The following is a 15,720-nucleotide window of genomic DNA, read 5'->3' as shown; positions in this document are numbered from 1 at the left end:
ACTGTTCAGGTTGAACGAGCGAAGCGGGAAGGGACCAGGCCATGCCACGATCTCCCGAAGGGCGATCCGGATCCCGTCGGTCTCCTTCCCGCACCCTTCATACACCAAGCCAAACACACAGGATCCCGGGTCAAGCCCGGGATGACGACGCGTTGATGGACGCTCCTATTATCACCGGTGGCAGGGCAATCCTCTGACGGTAACATGGATTGTAGAAAATCGGTGCCTTGGATGCTCCGTGGCTACCGACGCTCCAGCCGGAAAGGCAACGTCATGCGACCGACATTCGAAAAGCCCTTGAACACCGAAGAACTGGCCGCGCTGCCGGACGAAGAGATCGACACCAGCGACATTCCGGCGCTGGACGCGACCTTCTGGCAAAACGCCAAGGTCTCGCCGCCTCGCACCAAGCCGAACGTCTCCTTGCGATTGCCGGAAGAGGTGCTGAATTTCTTCAAGGCGGAGAGCCCGAAGGGCTACACGTCGCGTATGGCGGCGGTCTTGGCGGCTTACGTGCAGGCGCATCAGGCGAAGGGATGATCTGAAACAGATGGGGTGATTGGGGTCTCGGCCGCAGCGGCGGCTGCTCCCTTCAAGATGGTAAAACGTGGTCCGTGTTGATCGGCCACAAGCATCGAGAGGAAGCAGCCATGAGATACTATGCCGGACTGGACGTCTCGCTGGAAGAGACGTCGATCTGCGTCGTCGACGAGAATGGCGAGATCGTCAAAGAACTGCGATCGGCGAGCGAACCCGAAGCCCTTGTCATTTCGTTGCGAACTGTCGACCGCCGCCTTGAACGGATCGGCCTCGAAGCATGCCCGCTCTCGGCCTGGCTCCATGATGGGCTGCGCGATGCCGGATGGCCGGCGATCTGCATCGAAACGCGCAAGGCCAATGCTGCGATGAAGACGATGCCCAATAAGACCGATCGCAATGACGCTCGCGCTCTGGCGCAGATCATGCGCACGGGTTGGTTTCGCGAGGTTCATGTCAAATCGCGGCAATCCCGTCTTTGGCGCTCGCTTCTCGTGGCCCGCCGCACGATCCTGAGCGAGATGGGTTCGATCGAGAATGTCGTGCGCGCGATCCTGCGCGAAGCCGGCATCAAACTCGGCAAGCCCAGTCGCACTGCATTCGACCAACGAATTCGCGAGATGGCGGCGAGCGATCTCGATGTCATGGACTTGATCAGACCGCTTCTCACCGTCCTGAAGACGATGATGGAGCAGCTCGCCACGCTGACGAAGCAGGTTCTCGACATCGTCAAAAGTGAGGAGACGTGCCGACGGCTGATGAGCGTTCCAGGCGTCGGTCCGATCACGGCGCTCGCCTTCCGCGCCACCATCGATCGACCGGAACGTTTCCGTCATTCCAGAGATGTCGGCGTCCACCTCGGACTGACCCCGTCACGCTATCAATCGGGCGAAACCGACATCCAGGGCCGGATCAGCCGATGCGGTGACGAACTGACTCGCTCCGTTCTTTACGAAGCAGCAAACTCGCTGCTCGTGCGCTCGAAGAAATGGTCGAGCCTGAAAGCTTGGGGCATGCAGATCGCCCGGCGCCGCGGCATGGCGCGGGCGCGTGTTGCAGTCGCCAGAAAGCTCGCTGTCATCCTGCACCGGATGTGGAGCGAGGGCGAAGACTTTCGCTTTGGAAAAGAGCCGAGCGCCAGCGTCGCAGTCGCCTCATAATGAGCCCACGAAAGGGAAAGGCACACTGACACGCCCGCAAGGATAAACCGGATCGTTCCCGTGGGGACGAGAGGTTGGGTGATCTCGCTTCAATTCTGGACCCATCGGCAAAGGCCGATCAGGTCGTGAAACAGATTGAGACACCAAGCCTTCTGGACCCCATCATGCGGCGGCTCGAACGCCGACCGCGAAGAGAAGCATGCGGCCCACGGGGCGACATGATCCGGCGGCGAAGAAAACAGGGAGCTTGACCTTAACGACCCCAATCAGAGAAGAATTGATAATTCGGTTTCAGATTTCAGAATGAATATTGGTATGTGTGGCTTCCGCTGCTGGCGCGTTTCTATTTTTATTATCGACGAGAGCCCATAGGCCTAGCGCTATCGTCGTCATTGCCAGAATTCCAAGCGCTATACCGTGCAGTCGACCAAATCGGGTTGAGAAGTACTCAGTCATCGCCCGTATGGACGCGTCAAGCGCTTGTGGTGTAGGTTTCTCTTTCAAACCAAATACATATTTCGCTTCACCGCTTTTAGAAAGCCGGATGATGGTCGCCAGAAAAAACCCGGCGAATGCCAACCAGAACAACAGGAATGATGCGGTGAAAGCACCGGCAATAGGTCCGTGCATCAGCATCTCCTCGCACCATCGGCTTCTTAATCTAGATCAACCTGTTGGGTACTGAAAGGAGAAGTCGGGTCAGGCCACCAAGCTCGATTTTGAAACACTTTCATTGTATTCCGTTTCAGGCGCAAACCGGCAGCGAGTGTCGGCGATAAGGCGCCCGTTGGCGCCCCCTACTCCCCACCTCCCTTCAACGCCGCGCCCGCCGCCAGCGGCCCGAGCGCCCCGAAGAACAGCGTCAGCGCGCAGAGGATCATGAAGGGAGGCCAGAACGGGCCCGGCTCGTTCACCGCCGCATAGGTCGCCGAGACGCCGAAGATCAGCACCGGGATCGCCAAAGGCAGCACCAGCACCGAGACCAGCAGGCCGCCGCGGGGGAGCGCCACGGCGACGGCGGCGCCGACGGCGCCGATGAAGACGATGGCCGGCGTGCCGACGAAGAGCGTCGCCATCACCGCGAAGAGGGCGGCGGGCTGAAGGGCGAGGAACAGGCCGAGCACGGGCGAGGCCAGCACCAGCGGCAGGCAGGAAGCGGCCCACAAAGCGAGGCATTTCGCCAGCACCACGAGGGGCATCGGCAGCGGGCCGGCGATCAGGAGATCGAGGGTGCCGTCCTCCCGGTCGGCCTGGAACAGCCGGTCGAGGGTGAGGAGCGTCGACAGAAGCGCGCCGATCCACAGGATCGCCGGGCCGATGCGCGACAGGAGATTGAGGTCCGGCCCGACGCCGAAGGGGATCGTCGCGATGACGGCGAGGAAGAAGATGACGGCGGTCGTCGCCCCGCCGCCGCCGGCAAGGGCGAGACGCAGGTCGCGCAGGAAAAGGGCGCTCACAGCCAGCCCTCGGCTTCGGCGAGAGCGGCGTCGTCGATGGCGGGCGCGCCGGGGCCGTCGTCCCGGCCGGCACGGGGCGGCGTGATGTGGAGCGTCTTTGCCGATTCGAGGCCGAGCGGATGGTGGGTCGCGGCGACGACGATGCCGCCCGACCCGAGATGGCGCGCGACGAGGTCGGCGAAGCGGGCCTGCGAGGCGACGTCGAGGGCGGACGTCGGCTCGTCGAGGATCCAGACCGGGCGATGGGCGACGAGCAGGCGGGCAAGGCTCGCCCGGCGCTGCTGGCCGGCGGAGAGATAGCCGAAGGGGATGGCGTCGAGGCCTGGCAGGCCGACGGCGGCGAGAGCTTCGGCGGGCGGAAGGACGGTCAGCTGCGACAGCCGGCCATCCTGCGACAAGGACGAAGCTCGATCGCCGAGGCTGCGATCGGCGGCGTCGCCGGCGCGACGTGCGATTTCCTTGGCAGCCCCGCCGAGATACCGCGCCCAGAAGCGGAGGTTTTCCCCGACGGTGATCTGGCTCTTCATGCCGTGGCGGTGGCCGACGTAATGGGCGACGTCGGCAAGCCGTGCGGCCGGCTCGCCGTCGGATGCGGCGAGGCCTTCGAGGCGGACGGTGCCCGAGATCGGCGGCAGCAGCCCTGCGAGCGTGCGCAGCAGCGTCGACTTGCCGGCGCCGTTCGGCCCGGTGACGACCAGCGCCTCGCCCGCCGAGACGGCGATCTCGAACGGGCCGGCGACGGCGGTGGCGCCGCGGCCGACGACGAGGGCGCTCAGTGTGAGGCGCGCCATCAGGGCCGGCGTCCCGTCAATAGAGCGATGCGCGATAGCCGCGATCGAGTGCCTGGTCGATCGCGTTCGTCTCATCCGCGAGCCCGATCTGATCCTTCAGAATCGCTCCCAGCGTCGGCATCGTCTTGCGGTCGATCAAGGTGTCGGGGTTCCACAGTTGCGAGCGCATGAAGGCCTTGGCGCAGTGGAAGTAGACTTCGTCGGCCGCCACCACCAGCGCCGAGATCGGCCGCTTGCCGTCGACGGCCATGCGGTCGAGAAGCTCGGGATCGGCGTGAATCTCGGCCCGGCCGTTGATGCGCAGCGTCTCGTCCATGCCGGGGATAAGGAACAAAAGCCCGACCATCGGATTGGCGATGACGTTCTCGAAGGTGTCGAGCCGCTTGTTGCCCGGCCGGTCGGGGATGGCGATCCGGTGGTCGTCGAGAACGAGCGCGAATCCCGGCTTGTCGCCCTTGGGGCTGACGTCGGGCAGCCGCCCCGGCGCCGACGAGCCGATCAGCACGAAGGGGCTGCGCTCCAGAAAGCGACGGGCGTGCGCGTCGAGCCGGCGCATTTCCTTCTTGATCGACAGTTCGTGCGGCTCGCCGTAAAGCCCCCGCAGGTCCTCGATCGTGGTGATCGCACTCATTGCCTCATCCTTCGTCGCCTTGCGCGTCCCGGCCAGCAGACCGCGGCACCGATCGTCGGGCCCCCGGGCGTTCGGGCCCGTAACCCGGCCGGTTCTCGCCCACTCCGCTCGCACAGGCAAGAGCCGCCGCCCGGGCCGGGCCGTCGCTGCCTTGCAGCATAAAAAGCGACAGTCCGGCGCCTCCGGCCCTTTATAGCCGTTACAAACTTGCCTATAACGCCCCCAACCCACTCCAGCGACCGGCGTGGAATCATCAAGCGCCGATCTCATGGCGCCCGCACGGCACCGACGGGCGTCAGGGCGGACAGCGGAAATGGTCGCACCCGCATCTTCGAGCGCGCTGATCCGCGGCGCATGAAGGCCGTTCGCCCTTCGGACTATTTCATCGGTTCGAGAAGGAATGTGAGCCTCGTGACCAATCATCCCGACAGTTTCAAAGCCAGGAAGACGCTCTCCGTCAATGGCAAGGACTACGTCTATTTCGACCTGAAGGAAGCCGAGAAGAACGGCCTTTCGGGCGCCTCGCGCCTGCCCTTCTCGATGAAGGTCATTCTCGAAAACCTCCTGCGCAACGAGGACGGGCGGACCGTCACCAAGGACGACGTCGTCGCCGTCGCCAAATGGCTCGACGACAAGGGCAAGGCCGGCCACGAGATCGCCTATCGCCCGGCGCGCGTGCTGATGCAGGATTTCACCGGCGTTCCGGCCGTCGTCGATCTCGCCGCGATGCGCGACGCCACCAAGCAGCTCGGCGCCGATCCCAAGAAGGTCAACCCGCTGGTGCCGGTCGATCTCGTCATCGATCACTCGGTGATGGTCGACTTCTTCGGCCAGAAGGATTCGTTCACCAAGAACGTCGATGCCGAATACGGCCGCAACGGCGAGCGCTACACCTTCCTGCGCTGGGGCCAGGAAGCCTTCCGGAACTTCCGCGTCGTGCCTCCCGGCACCGGCATCTGCCACCAGGTGAACCTCGAATATCTCGCCCAGACCGTCTGGACCCGGGAAGAGAACGGCGAGACGATCGCCTATCCGGACACCCTGGTCGGCACCGATTCCCATACGACCATGGTCAACGGCCTGTCGGTGCTCGGTTGGGGAGTCGGCGGCATCGAGGCTGAGGCGGCGATGCTCGGCCAGCCGATCTCGATGATGATTCCCGAAGTCATCGGCTTCAAGCTCGAGGGCAAGCTGCCCGAAGGCACCACCGCGACCGACCTCGTCCTGACCGTCACCGAGATGCTGCGCAAGAAGAAGGTGGTCGGCAAGTTCGTCGAGTTCTTCGGTCCGGGCCTGTCGAACCTCACCCTCGAAGACCAGGCGACGATCGGCAACATGGCGCCGGAATACGGCGCCACCTGCGGCTTCTTCCCGATCGACAAGGACACGCTGGCCTATCTCGAGGCCACCGGCCGCGACAAGGACCGCATCGCCCTCGTCGAAGCCTATGCGAAGGCGCAGGGCATGTTCCGCGAGGACGGCACACCCGATCCGGTGTTCACCGACACGCTGGAACTCGATCTCGCGACCGTGGTTCCCTCGCTCGCCGGCCCGAAGCGCCCGCAGGATCGCGTCGCGCTGACCGATGCCGCTTCGCGGTTCGTCGACGCGCTGGACGAGATCAAGGGCGGCCGCAAGAAGAGCGAGACGCCGCAGTCCGAGGGCGATTCGCGCTACATGGACGAGGGGGCCGTGCCGCCGAACGAGACGCCGGAGACGGTGCGCCACTCGGTCGAGGGCGCCGATCACGGCCTTGCCGACGGCGACGTCGTCATCGCGGCGATCACCTCCTGCACCAACACTTCCAATCCGAACGTGCTGGTCGCGGCTGGCCTCGTCGCCCGCAAGGCGTACGAGAAGGGGCTGAAGGTCAAGCCGTGGGTGAAGACCTCGCTGGCGCCGGGCTCCCAGGTGGTGACGGAATATCTGAAGAAGGCCGACCTCCAGAAGGATCTGGATGCGATGGGCTTCAACCTCGTCGGCTATGGCTGCACCACCTGCATCGGCAATTCCGGTCCGCTTCCGGAGCCGATCTCCGAGGCGATCAACGAGAACGACCTCGTCGCCTGCTCGGTCCTGTCGGGCAACCGCAACTTCGAGGGCCGCGTCAATCCGGACGTCCGGGCGAACTATCTCGCCTCGCCGCCGCTGGTCGTCGCCTATGCCATCGCCGGCTCGATGTTCGTCGACATCACCAAGGAGCCGCTGGGCAAGGACAAGGACGGCAACGACGTCTTCCTGAAGGACATCTGGCCGACCACCCAGGAGATCGCCGAGATCGTCCGCGAGACGGTCACCCGCGAGATGTTCGAGGACCGCTATGGCGACGTCTTCAAGGGCGACGAGCACTGGCAGAAGATCGACGTCTCCGGCGGCCTGACCTATGACTGGGACGACCGCTCGACCTATGTCCAGAACCCTCCCTATTTCGAGGGGATGGAGGCCGAGCCGAAGCCCGTCACCAACATCGAGGGCGCGCGGATCCTCGGCCTGTTCGGCGATTCGATCACGACGGACCACATCTCGCCCGCCGGCTCGATCAAGAAGGACGGCCCGGCCGGCGACTATCTGGTGTCGCATCAGGTTCGTCCGGTCGACTTCAACTCCTATGGCGCCCGCCGCGGCAACCATCAGGTGATGATGCGCGGCACCTTCGCCAACATCCGCATCAAGAACCAGATGCTGGACGGCGTCGAAGGCGGGATGACCAGGCATTATCCGTCCGGCGAGCAGATGCCGATCTACGACGCGGCGATGAAGTACAAGGACGAGGGCGTGCCGCTCGTCGTTTTCGCCGGCAAGGAATACGGCACCGGCTCCTCGCGCGACTGGGCGGCGAAGGGCACGATCCTGCTCGGCGTCAAGGCGGTGATCGCCGAGAGCTTCGAGCGCATCCATCGCTCCAATCTCGTCGGCATGGGCGTCGTGCCCTTCGTCTTCGCCGAGGAGGGCACCTCATGGTCCTCGCTCGGCCTGAAGGGCGACGAGAAGGTCACCATCGACGGCCTGACGGAGATCAAGCCGCGCCAGGAGATGGAAGCCAAGATCGAGAAGGCCGACGGCTCGACCATGACGGTCAAGCTCAAGGCCCGGATCGATACCGAGGACGAACTCGAATACTACAAGAACGGCGGCATCCTGCACTACGTGCTGCGCCGTCTCGCCGCCTGAGGCGAACACGCATGCGAAAGGACCGGGCGGCGATCGTCGCCCGGTCCTCGACGGCCGAGCAGATCATGCGCGACCCGACGAGCGAGCCGACTACGCTTCGGTTCCTGACTTCGGAAATCGAAACGCTCATTTCACCCGCAATTGACTAGCCCGTGTCATGGCTGATCCCTTAGGGTCCGGCGCCAAAAGGGCAGTGACACATGCAATCCAATCCAGCCGCGGAAATCAGCCACCCGAACGAGCAGCGGCGACGTCGCCGTGACGCGCGAGCCCGGGTCTCCGTGAGCCGGAACGGTCGGAACCGCGCGGGCATCGCGCCCGCGGCGACCTGCGGGGACCGGCCTTGATGCGGGCTTTGGAGACCCGCCCGATCGTGCGCCGCCTGGTTCAGGGCGCCTTGTGCGTCGCGATCGTCGCCCTGCCGGTGCGAGTGCTCTGCGCCGAGCGCATCAAGAGCCAGATCACCCACGTCCTCGAACTCTTCACCAGCCAGGGATGCTCGTCCTGTCCGCCGGCAGACCGGCTCTTGGCCAAGTTCGCCGAACAGCCCCATGTCCTGGCGCTGTCCTATCACGTCGACTACTGGGACTATATCGGCTGGCGCGACACCTTCGGTTCGGGCCACAACAGCGAGCGGCAGCGCGCTTACGCGAAGGCTTTCGCCAACAAGATGATCTACACGCCGCAGCTCGTCATCAACGGGCTCCACGACATCGTCGGATCCCACGGCGGGAAGATCGAGCGGCTGATGAAGAAGAGCCGCCTGCCGGCGGCGGCATCCCCCGTCGAGGTGACGATCCGCCGGATCGGCGACAGCATCCACATCACCGCCGGCGGCGTCGAGGTCGTGCCCGGCCAGCGCAAGCCGATGCTGGTCCTCGTCAATTTCGCCGACACCGCCGAGGTGAAGGTCGATCGCGGCGAGAATGCCGGCGAAACGCTCGTCACCACCCATCCGGTGCGCGGCTGGCAGCTGATGGGCATGGTCGGCAAGGACGGCATGCAGGTCGACATGCCGGTCTCCTCGGTCCTGCCGGACGGCGAGGAGACCTATGGCTGCGCCGTGCTTCTGCAGGCGGTTCGCCCGGACGGCAGCCCCGGCGCCATCCTCGCCGCGACGCAGATGGAAATCGATCCGGACTGAGAGAGCCGAACGATCGCGTTTGAGGGGCGGAGCGTCGGTGCCGTCGGACGTGTTTTCGATTGACGGCCTCGCGGTCTGCTGCCGACGGAAAGGCACGGGGCGGAGCCATCCAAGCCTCGTCATCCCGGCCCCGAGCCGGGACCCATTCCTCTCCGTCGAGACCGCCGCTTCAGCGCAGAAGAAGCAAAGCCGAGAGGGGGCGAACGACCTGGCAGCGTCGAGGATTTGGAATGGATCCCGGCTCGGGGCCGGGATGGCGAGGCCTCGATGCCTCTCTCCATTCTGTCGATGATGGCTTGTCGGTTCGGAGCTCGAACGTGCGTTGATGGCGCATCTTGGGCGCAGGCGCGAGGATACGGAGCTCGAGGAACTTCGGCCGTCCCCGGCAATCGCGTGACGCCACCGCCACCGCAGACGGTGCGCCGTCGCGAAAAGACCTCAGCCCCGCCCCGGCAAAATCCGGTCCGGCGGGCGGTGGCCGTCCATCAGGGTGCGGATGTTGATGATCACCTTCTCGCCCATCTCGATGCGGCCTTCCAGCGTCGCCGAGCCCATGTGCGGCAGGAGGACGACGCGGTTCTCCTCGGCGAGGCGCAACAGCTTCTTCGACACGGCCGGCTCCTCCTCGAAGACGTCGAGGCCGGCGCCGGCGATCTTTTCCGCCTCGATGGCGGCGACGAGGGCCCGCTCGTCGATGATTTCGCCGCGGGCGGTGTTGACGATGAAGGCATGGGGCTGGACCAGCGCCAGACGGCGGGCCGACAGGAGGTGGTAGGTCGCCGGCGTGTAGGGGCAGTTGACCGAGACGATGTCCATGCGGGCCAGCATCTGGTCGAGGCTCTCCCAATAGGTGGCGCCGAGTTCGGCCTCGGTCTTCGGGCTGACGCGACGCCGGTTGTGATAGTGGATCTCGATGCCGAAGGCCCTCGCCCTTCGGGCGACGGCGGTGCCGATGCGGCCCATGCCGACGATGCCGAGTTTCTTGCCCCAGATCCGGCGGCCGAGCATCCAGGTCGGCGACCAGCCGGGCCAGCGGCCGCCGCCGACGAGCCTTGTCCCGCCCTCGACCAGCCGCCGCGGAACGGCGAGGATCAGCGCCATGGTCATGTCGGCGGTGTCCTCGTTGAGGACGTTCGGCGTGTTGGTGACGAAGAGGTTCCGGGCGATGGCGGCCTCGACGTCGATGTTGTCGACGCCGTTGCCGTAATTGGCGATCAGCTTCAGCCTCTCGCCCGCCTGCTCGATCACCGCCCGGTCGATCCGGTCCGTCACCGTCGGCACCAGCACGTCGGCCTCGCGCACGGCGGCGACGAGTTCCGGCTGGGTCATCGGACGGTCGGTCTCGTTCGGCCGCGTGTCGAAGAGTTCGCGCATACGGCTCTCGACCGGCTCCGGCAGCCTGCGGGTCAGGATCACGAGGGGCCTTCTGCGCTCGTCCGTCACTCGCCCACTCCCAAGCTTCTAAGACCTTGTTAACCCAAACGGCCGATGATCCACGGCAAAGCCGGTGACCATGACTAGCAGCCGGACGGCGCGAAAAAAAGTTCGTCGCCGTCCGTTTCAGCCCTCTCGCCGGCCATCGACCGACGGCCGCGACGACCCTTGGGCGTTCCGGCCACGCCATGGAGTTGACGTCATGCCGTTCGCCGCAGTCCGCCCCTCGATCCGCCGCCTGAAGCTGTCGCTGGCGAGCCTTCTCCTCGCCACGGTCGTCGCTCCGGCGCCGGCCGTGTCCCTGGAACTCGGCCCGGTCTCGAACCTGCCGCTGCCGCGCTATGTCAGCCTGAAGTCCGCCCGCGTCAACGCGCGGATCGGGCCCGGCCGTGACTATCCGGTGACCTGGCTCTACCTGCGCCCCGGCCTGCCGGTCGAGATCATCCAGGAATTCGGCCTGTGGCGGCGCATTCGCGATTCGGAAGGCTCGGAAGGCTGGGTCTACCACTCGCTCTTGTCGGGCGAGCGCACCTCGATCGCCGCCCCTTGGCTGAAGGGCAAGGCGACGATGATCGACGTCCACGCCAGCCCCGCCCTCGACGCGCCGCTGGTCGCCCGCCTCGAGCCGGGCGTCGTCTCGAGGGTCAAGGAATGCGGCACCGGCTGGTGCGAGATCCAGGCCTCCGACCGCGGCGGCTACGTTCGCCAGGAGGACATCTGGGGCGTCTATCCCAACGAGAGCTTCGACTGACCGGACGATCCGCACCGTTCGCGCCATCCGGCCCGAAATTGCCGCCAGGACCCTAGCCATGCCGGGCCGGAGCCGCTACCGATGCGCAAATGTGCAACGCAGCGGAGAGGTCCATGGCCGAATACGACGTACTCACCATCGGCAACGCCATCGTCGACATCATCTCGCGGGAGGACGACGCCTTTCTCGAACGCGAGAAGATCCAGAAAGGCGGCATGACGCTGATCGACGCCGAACGGGCCGAGCAGCTCTACGCCGCGATGGGGCCGGCGGTCGAGACTTCCGGCGGCAGCGCCGGCAACACCATTGCCGGGCTCGTCAGCCTCGGCGGCAAGGGGGCCTATTTCGGCAAGGTCTCGGGCGACCAGCTCGGCTCGATCTTCGCCCACGACATCCGCTCGCTCGGCGTCAAATACGAGACGCGGCCGCTGGAAGGCCATCCGCCGACGGCTCGCTGCATGGTCGTCGTCACGCCCGACGGCGAGCGTTCGATGAGCACCTATCTCGGCGCCTGCGTCGAACTCGGCCCCGAGGACATCGACGAGGACACCGTCAAGGCGGCCAAGGTCACCTATTTCGAAGGCTATCTCTGGGATCCGCCGCGCGCCAAGGAAGCGATCGTCAAGGCCGCCGAGGTCGCCAAGGCCAATGGCCGTTCCATGGCAATGACGCTGTCGGACTCGTTCTGCGTCCATCGCTACCGGGCCGAGTTCCTCGACCTGATGCGTTCCGGCACGGTCGGCATCGTCTTTGCCAACGAGGCCGAGGCACTGGCGCTCTACGAGACCGAGGACTTCGAGGAGGCTTCGGCGCGGCTCGCCGAGGACGCCTCGCAATTCGCCGTCGTCACGCGCTCCGAAAAGGGGTGCCGGGTGATCGAGGGCGAGCAGCGCATCGACGTTCCGACCGAAAGCGTGGACAAGCTGGTCGACACCACCGGCGCGGGCGATCTCTTCGCCGCCGGTTTCCTGCGCGGCTTCACCGCCGGCCTCGACCTCGAAGCCTGCGCGCGGATCGGCAACGCCGCGGCGAGCCACATCATCCAGCAGATCGGCCCGCGGCCGCAGACCTCGCTCGCCGAACTGCCGACGGTCAAGCCGCTGCTGCAGGGCTGAGCGGTACGGGCTGCGGCGGATCCGCAAAGCAGCCCGGCCTGGATCGAGAACGCTCCGAGGGGGTGGGTGCGCAGCCGGCGCGCCCGCCTCTTTCGCATTTTCCGAACGCCGGCTTGCGGCCGGGCAGCCGTCGTGCGGTTCGAGATCGAGAGAGGTGTTCGGCTAAAAGCCCGGCAAACCGGCTAACCCGTCGCGTCGATCATTCCGCCGGGACGAGCCCTTCGCCGGCGAAGTACTCGACGTCGTCCTCGTCGCTGACCGGGGATGCGACGAAGCGGCCGGCGGTGCTCGTCTTCGTCAGTTCCAGCATCCGCGACGCCAGGGCCGGAAGGAGAATGTCGCGCGCTTCGGGCGTGTGGAAACCGCCATTCAACTGGCAGGTCGACAGGAGATAGCTGCGATAGGCCCGAACCATCTTCGGATCGGGCTTTTCGGCATTCGACCAGAACTCCGCCAGCGAGCCCTGGAAGGTGAGCCCCGCGACATCGTAGACCGCCTTGCCGAGACACTTGACCGGAATGCCGCCCATGACGGCCTGCAGGCCGCCGGTCGAATTGATCGTGACGAGACAGTCGGTCCGCTCCATCAGCCCGGCGATGCCCGCCTTGCGCATGTAGACGGCGCGTTTCTCGATGCCGAGTTTGGCCGCGAGCTTCTCGAAGGTCTGCTGCAGACGTTCGATGCCGTAGTCGAGCGGATGCTGCTTGACGACCAGGAAGGCATCGTCCGGGGCGTTCTCGGCGAAGGACTTCAGCACTTCCTCGAGAAACCGGATGTTGGTGCCGAAGGGTGAGTGATAGCGGATCTGTCCGTCACCGGGCTTCTGCATCAGCACGAGATAGAGACGCGATCCGGGCTTTGCCTTGTGCTCGTCGATTCTTGCCAGCTTGGAGCTCTCGTCGTGCCACATCCGCCAGCTGTATTCGCCGAGGTAACCGATACCCTGGCGGGCGATCGAGTCGCCGTAATACTTCGAATTGTATGGCAGGACCGGCTTGAGAAGGATGCTCCAGAAGAAATGGCGCATCGTGTTGAGCACGTGCGGGCGCATGTAGACCGGGAATTCCCGGCATTTCGCCGGGGGCTCCGGCGATACGCTGATGACCGCCGGATCGCAGCTCAGTTCGCTGTTGCCGTTGACGCCGTTCTGGGCGAGCGTGACGTGATGCGGCCGCAGATAGCCGTTTTCCAGGACGAGACGGCTCAGGCCGAGGCGCTTGGCGACGGTGAGGGCGATGCGGTTGCGCGGAAGGGTGTCGTTGTAGGTGACGATCGTCTGGATGCCGCGCGTCGCGATCACGTCGCGCAGGAATCGCGCCCAGCTCATCGAACGTTCGAGGGGGATGCGGTTGCGGGCCGGAGTTTCTGCCCAGTCACCACCATCGAGGACGACGCGGTAAACTTCCGCACCCTGTCGCTCGAGCGTTTCGGCAAGTTCGCGAAAAAACTGACCGAACGGCGCGCCAATGAACAGGATGCGTTTCGTCGCCATACTCTGCAGCGCCTCCTGGCTTCCGTTTACCGACGCACGCCAAAACTACGACGCGATCGCTCGTTCGTGCGATAGCCGAACTGCCTCGCCGGCGTCGCCCCCAGATATCCGGTCGAGGCGACAGCGGCAACGATTTCCTTTCGCCGATGCAAGATCGCAACATACTTGTGCGACCCGTCATTGACGCTAGGGAATGAGATCGTAGCCCCCTCGTGTGTCCTTTGTGAACCCGTATTTGCGGCGAATTTTGGATGGATTCGCAAGCAGGACGAAATGAAGGCACTGGTATCGAGGGCAGCCAGGGCCAGCGCATCATCGCGATCCAGCACGAGCCCTTGATCGCAACCTAGCACGGGCCGATGACAAATGCCACGCTCACTTTTCGCAATGCAACATTTCAATTCGTGAGTTCGACCGCCAGGAGGGGCGCATATCTCAGGTCGCAAGCTGAAGTTTCGGAGAAATTCTTCGAATGACGGGCGGTCGGCTGGATCTTGCAGGTGCGAAATGCACGGTGAAGTCGATGGCAGGAGGGCACGACCGGAACTTCGAACGGTCGCAGGACCGACGCATCGGCATCCGGGCCGGCAATCGAGAGCATGCACCGGGCCCGCCTTCCGGTGGGAGCGGCCGGCTGCGATAGGATGCGACAATCAAGAGTCGTTGTGGTTGAGGTGTTCGCGCCCGCCGATCATGATCATCCAGATCGAAACGAAGAGCATCAGCGACACGGCGAGGACCGTGGTGATGATGCGGAGCCTTCTCGGTTGCGTCGCCTGGTCGGGCAGGTTCGGCGTCACGACGGTCTCGATGTAGATCCGCTGGCGTTTGGCTTCGAGCCGCGCCTGGTCGATGGCCTTGGAGGCGATCGACAGAGCCTGATCGGCGATCTGCTTGCGAAGCGTCAGGTCTTCGAAATCGGAGATCTGATTGGATAGGGCGTCGCTCGAGCCGGTCAGCTTGGCTCTCTCGGTTTGGATCTGCTCCTGGAGCACCGATGCCTTCGTCTTCAGAGACGCCAGTCCGGGATTGCCCGGCGAGACCCGCGTCTGCTGCTGGATCTCCGCCTGGGTCCTGGCGAGTTCCGCCGTCAATCCGGCGATGACGCTCGAGGTCGGCGCCGCCCCGCCTTGGATGTCCAGCATGTTCTCCTGATTGCGGAAGTCGGTGAGGTTCTTGTTGGCGTCGACGAGCCGCGCCTCGGCCTGCGCCATGAATTCCTTGGCGTTGGACACGGCGTCGTACTCGGCCCGGCGGTTCATCCGGTTGGCGAGTTGCTCGCCGAGTTCGAGCAGAGCGTCGGCGACCTGCTTGGAGTCGTCGGGGGTGAAGAGATCGACCTCCAGCCTGCTGATGCCGGTCGTCTCCTCGCGAACGGCGGAGACCCGGTCGGTATAGCACTGATAGAGATTTTCGAAGTCGCGGCTCGACCAGGGCAGGTAGCACTTCGAAAAGACGTCGATGCCGTCGCGGTTGAGAAAGGTCTCCATCGGCAGCGTCTTCATCAGATCGCGCAGCGCGTCGCGGGAGAGAATGTAGCTCTGGACCGCGTAGCTGTCGTCGTCGGCCCGGCTGATGCCGAAGGTTCGCAAGATGGAGGTGAGGCCGCTGACGTCCTGGGTGGATGCGCTGCGCACCAGAAACCGGCTTTCCGAGACATAGCGGTCTGAGGCGATGAATCCGAAATAGAGCACCGACAGCAAGAGGGGCAGGATGACGATGAGATAGAAGAGAATTCGTCCGAGACTGAAATATCGCCGCAGCGAACGCTTCCGCGCTCCCTGCCGCCCCGTCGCTTTCGCCTTCAGATCCTCGAATGTCGTGAGCGCAGACACGCGTCAACCTTTCATCACATCATGCCAAGGACAGAACGCCATTTCGAGCCGCAGCGAAAGGCCATTTCGACCGGATCGTGCCTTTGCCCGGCCCGTCCGGCTGCGACGGTCCGCCGCCGCCCCGCCTGCCCTTGCCGGACAGACGAGGTGCGGCGCCTTTTCGGCAGGAATGCGGCCCGCGCGGCGCCTTCGACGAAATCGC

Annotated in this window: 13 protein-coding genes; 6 read left to right on the top strand and 7 right to left on the bottom strand. The window is 64.8% G+C overall.

What is annotated here, in order from left to right; genetic code table 11:
* Positions 1–273: 273 nt before the first annotated feature.
* Both LZD57_RS14395 and LZD57_RS14390 read left to right on the top strand, forming a co-directional pair.
* Positions 274–540: a BrnA antitoxin family protein gene (locus LZD57_RS14395; RefSeq protein ID WP_233720174.1), complete on the top strand. Its 267-nt coding sequence runs from the start codon at positions 274–276 to the stop codon at positions 538–540.
* Positions 541–650: 110 nt separating this feature from the next.
* Positions 651–1,697 carry an IS110 family RNA-guided transposase gene (locus LZD57_RS14390; RefSeq protein WP_233720173.1) on the top strand — a complete coding sequence of 349 codons (1,047 nt, stop codon included), beginning with the start codon at positions 651–653 and terminating at the stop codon, positions 1,695–1,697.
* 291 nt (positions 1,698–1,988) lie between these two features.
* On the opposite strand, the gene LZD57_RS14385 is transcribed toward LZD57_RS14390, so the two are convergent.
* The 4 genes from LZD57_RS14385 to LZD57_RS14370 all read right to left on the bottom strand — a co-directional run bounded on the left by LZD57_RS14385 (position 1,989) and on the right by LZD57_RS14370 (position 4,576).
* Positions 1,989–2,327 (bottom strand): hypothetical protein, encoded by a 339-nt coding sequence (locus tag LZD57_RS14385; protein WP_233720172.1) that lies wholly within the window; start codon positions 2,325–2,327, stop codon positions 1,989–1,991.
* Between the two features lie 167 nt (positions 2,328–2,494).
* The gene (gene ccmB / locus LZD57_RS14380; protein ID WP_233720171.1) at positions 2,495–3,154 is read right to left on the bottom strand and encodes a heme exporter protein CcmB; all 660 of its coding nucleotides are present in this window, start codon (positions 3,152–3,154) and stop codon (positions 2,495–2,497) included.
* Positions 3,151–3,945 (bottom strand): heme ABC exporter ATP-binding protein CcmA, encoded by a 795-nt coding sequence (locus LZD57_RS14375; protein WP_233720170.1) that lies wholly within the window; start codon positions 3,943–3,945, stop codon positions 3,151–3,153. The genes ccmB and LZD57_RS14375 overlap by 4 nt, the downstream gene beginning before the upstream one ends.
* Positions 3,946–3,961: 16 nt before the next feature.
* Complete coding sequence (locus LZD57_RS14370) at positions 3,962–4,576, bottom strand: pyridoxamine 5'-phosphate oxidase family protein (RefSeq protein ID WP_233720169.1); 615 nt, start codon at positions 4,574–4,576, stop codon at positions 3,962–3,964.
* Positions 4,577–4,987: 411 nt separating this feature from the next.
* Here LZD57_RS14370 and acnA point away from each other — a divergent pair, with 411 nt between their 5' ends.
* Positions 4,988–7,747 (top strand): aconitate hydratase AcnA, encoded by a 2,760-nt coding sequence (gene acnA / locus LZD57_RS14365; protein ID WP_233720168.1) that lies wholly within the window; start codon positions 4,988–4,990, stop codon positions 7,745–7,747.
* A gap of 346 nt (positions 7,748–8,093) precedes the next feature.
* On the top strand, positions 8,094–8,891 hold the full coding sequence (locus LZD57_RS14360) for a DUF1223 domain-containing protein (RefSeq protein ID WP_233720167.1): 798 nt from the start codon (positions 8,094–8,096) through the stop codon (positions 8,889–8,891).
* Between the two features lie 438 nt (positions 8,892–9,329).
* On the opposite strand, the gene LZD57_RS14355 is transcribed toward LZD57_RS14360, so the two are convergent.
* Positions 9,330–10,334 carry a 2-hydroxyacid dehydrogenase gene (locus LZD57_RS14355; RefSeq protein WP_233720166.1) on the bottom strand — a complete coding sequence of 335 codons (1,005 nt, stop codon included), beginning with the start codon at positions 10,332–10,334 and terminating at the stop codon, positions 9,330–9,332.
* A 193-nt stretch (positions 10,335–10,527) separates the two neighbouring features.
* On the opposite strand from LZD57_RS14355, the gene LZD57_RS14350 reads away from it, so the two are divergent.
* Both LZD57_RS14350 and LZD57_RS14345 read left to right on the top strand, forming a co-directional pair.
* Positions 10,528–11,076: an SH3 domain-containing protein gene (locus LZD57_RS14350; RefSeq protein WP_233720165.1), complete on the top strand. Its 549-nt coding sequence runs from the start codon at positions 10,528–10,530 to the stop codon at positions 11,074–11,076.
* A 113-nt stretch (positions 11,077–11,189) separates the two neighbouring features.
* Positions 11,190–12,191: an adenosine kinase gene (locus tag LZD57_RS14345; RefSeq protein WP_233720164.1), complete on the top strand. Its 1,002-nt coding sequence runs from the start codon at positions 11,190–11,192 to the stop codon at positions 12,189–12,191.
* A 199-nt stretch (positions 12,192–12,390) separates the two neighbouring features.
* On the opposite strand, the gene LZD57_RS14340 is transcribed toward LZD57_RS14345, so the two are convergent.
* Positions 12,391–13,683: a capsular biosynthesis protein gene (locus LZD57_RS14340; RefSeq protein ID WP_233720163.1), complete on the bottom strand. Its 1,293-nt coding sequence runs from the start codon at positions 13,681–13,683 to the stop codon at positions 12,391–12,393.
* Between the two features lie 653 nt (positions 13,684–14,336).
* Positions 14,337–15,518: a KpsE/RkpR family capsule polysaccharide export protein gene (locus tag LZD57_RS14335; RefSeq protein WP_233720162.1), complete on the bottom strand. Its 1,182-nt coding sequence runs from the start codon at positions 15,516–15,518 to the stop codon at positions 14,337–14,339.
* Between the last annotated feature and the right edge of the window lie 202 nt (positions 15,519–15,720).

The sequence above is a fragment of the Jiella avicenniae genome (assembly GCF_021390325.1).
Lineage (GTDB): Bacteria > Pseudomonadota > Alphaproteobacteria > Rhizobiales > Rhizobiaceae > Jiella > Jiella avicenniae.
Note: the sequence above shows the minus strand (reverse complement) of the source record. Positions and strands in the feature narration are given on the sequence as shown.

Coding starts and splice junctions, on each gene's coding strand:
- LZD57_RS14375 (WP_233720170.1), bottom strand. CDS start 3,945: ATGGCGCGCCTCACACTGAGCGCCCTCGTCGTCGGCCGCGGCGCCACC.
- LZD57_RS14360 (WP_233720167.1), top strand. CDS start 8,094: ATGCGGGCTTTGGAGACCCGCCCGATCGTGCGCCGCCTGGTTCAGGGC.
- LZD57_RS14350 (WP_233720165.1), top strand. CDS start 10,528: ATGCCGTTCGCCGCAGTCCGCCCCTCGATCCGCCGCCTGAAGCTGTCG.
- LZD57_RS14395 (WP_233720174.1), top strand. CDS start 274: ATGCGACCGACATTCGAAAAGCCCTTGAACACCGAAGAACTGGCCGCG.
- LZD57_RS14345 (WP_233720164.1), top strand. CDS start 11,190: ATGGCCGAATACGACGTACTCACCATCGGCAACGCCATCGTCGACATC.
- LZD57_RS14370 (WP_233720169.1), bottom strand. CDS start 4,576: ATGAGTGCGATCACCACGATCGAGGACCTGCGGGGGCTTTACGGCGAG.
- LZD57_RS14390 (WP_233720173.1), top strand. CDS start 651: ATGAGATACTATGCCGGACTGGACGTCTCGCTGGAAGAGACGTCGATC.
- LZD57_RS14340 (WP_233720163.1), bottom strand. CDS start 13,683: ATGGCGACGAAACGCATCCTGTTCATTGGCGCGCCGTTCGGTCAGTTT.
- LZD57_RS14385 (WP_233720172.1), bottom strand. CDS start 2,327: ATGCACGGACCTATTGCCGGTGCTTTCACCGCATCATTCCTGTTGTTC.